Annotated in this window: 2 protein-coding genes and 1 pseudogene; 1 reads left to right on the top strand and 2 read right to left on the bottom strand. The window is 28.8% G+C overall.

The annotated features are described in order from the left end of the window. Positions 1 to 151 precede the first annotated feature (151 nt). Both VXQ92_RS16450 and VXQ92_RS16445 read right to left on the bottom strand, forming a co-directional pair. Positions 152 to 274, bottom strand: a pseudogene (locus VXQ92_RS16450) (SOS response-associated peptidase); the annotation flags it as partial. An 84-nt stretch (positions 275 to 358) separates the two neighbouring features. Beyond that, positions 359 to 1,225: a hypothetical protein gene (locus VXQ92_RS16445; protein ID WP_416682546.1), complete on the bottom strand. Its 867-nt coding sequence runs from the start codon at positions 1,223 to 1,225 to the stop codon at positions 359 to 361. A 512-nt stretch (positions 1,226 to 1,737) separates the two neighbouring features. Between VXQ92_RS16445 and VXQ92_RS16440 the strand changes: the two genes are divergently transcribed. Then, positions 1,738 to 1,867, top strand: a 130-nt coding sequence (locus VXQ92_RS16440) for an MFS transporter (protein ID WP_416682547.1), incomplete at its 3' end; no start/stop codon positions are given.

Below are 1,867 nucleotides of genomic sequence, written 5' to 3'. Positions count from 1 at the left end.
TCCTAAGGTTATCGCTTCATTAAGAATTGAATAGGTTTCTTTATAAGCTTCTATACTCGAGTAAGCAGGATTGTTTAGTAGGCCATTTGAATTTGTGTCGATTAAAACAGATTCTAGCAAGGCATAAAACATAACAATTTCAGATGCTAAATCTGCATTCTATATGGCCATATTTAGAAAAAATAAGAGGGCAGTCGTAACCCGGATATACATCATCTTTATAATCGAATGTTGGTTCGAATAAATCTAACAAGTGTACTCTGTCTTTTGATATTGGTTAATAGTTTGCACACATAAAAACATCCTTGTTTTTTTAATTAGTATTTACAAGAGTTGTTGAATATTTTCTAATAAAAACTTAAGCTCTCATACGTGTTTTTATAATTTCATTTATCTCTTTATAGTAATCCTTCATTAACTCATAGAGTTCACTATAGTTGAGAATCCTGTCAATCATTTTGCCAGTTACTTTATCTTCTTCAACAAAATCAGCATTACTATAATTGCTTTTTAATACACTATAGTAGTTTTGGACCAACTTATCTTTTTGGCCATCTTTAGATAAAAAAGAGAAAATTAGTGTAGAGTCTGCCCAACCAGTATTACTAATATTTTTTAACTCATTATAAATTGGTAAATAAATATTAGTGGCAAAATCTTTATTAAGATAGAGGAACTCATTAGCTAAACTATGATATTCTAATAGTAATTCTTTTAGTCTTGTTTCGTGCTTATTGTAATCAAGATATCTATGAAGATGTATACTAAATTTTTTTAGATTTTCATTTTCTGTTTCTAAAGGTTCTCTATATAAAGAATGAGAAATGTAAAATTCTTGCTTGTTAACATATGCATTGTGAATAGCAATAATCTTAGTACAGATAGCTTCAATATCATTTTGAAATAAACAAAGGTTCTCATCACTTTGCTTTAAGAGTTCTACATCAGTGTCAAAATTTTTCTGATCTTTCCATGCATCATATGCATAAATTACAACAAAACTTGCATATAAGGTTGCAACGACACCTAACATTGAAAGATATAGTGCCATATAATCTTTTATTATCGTATAATCATCAGCAACCTCTAAAAAAACACTACCGCCCCAAAATGCATTAATTATTACTGTGCCCATTAATAAAAGAAGGCCTAAGCAACCAAATGCAAAAATTAAAAGATGGTTCTTTGTAAAATTTTTAAATTTATTTTTAAATGAATCTTTCATAAATATGCCTTTTTGTTTGTAGTCTTTAATTGAAGAGTCAGGATTTTTAATTAAACATTCCAACTATCCACATAAACCGCCTATTATTGCATCGTTTATCTTTATTTAACTTAGGATTTCACTCATAACTAAATAATTATTCTTTAAACCCAATGACCAGCCGATCTCTTTATAGAATGGCTCTCTATACTTAATTGTGTGCACGATATAAAAATAAACCCAATCTTTCATAATCTCACTTTACTCATATTTCCTATTAAGAAGCTAGAATCAACTATGGGTTGATAATAATTCATTTCTATCCTATTCAAAATGATAGAATTACTTAGGTTTGAAAGTTGGGTGTGTTTTGCTTAAAAAGCATGCAGTCTACAAATTTTTTTAAATTAATTGAAAAATAAATTTGTAGACTGATTTGTAGACTAATGAAATGCAAAATACAGCATTGTGGTACAAACGGATGCAACTTTAATTATGATTAACTATTTGAAACTGCAAGATAAAGCAACCGAATGCAACCATTAACAATTACAGCTAGACTGTCAGGATTCTACTTCTTTTATTATTCCATTGTTGGCACATTTATGCCGTATTGGAACTTATATCTCCAAGATCAGGGATTTAATTATCAAGAGATAGGTA

The sequence above is a fragment of the Acinetobacter sp. 228 genome, assembly GCF_048147885.1.
The sequence above is the reverse complement of the archived record's forward strand: the minus strand, read 5'-3'. Positions and strand labels throughout refer to the sequence as shown.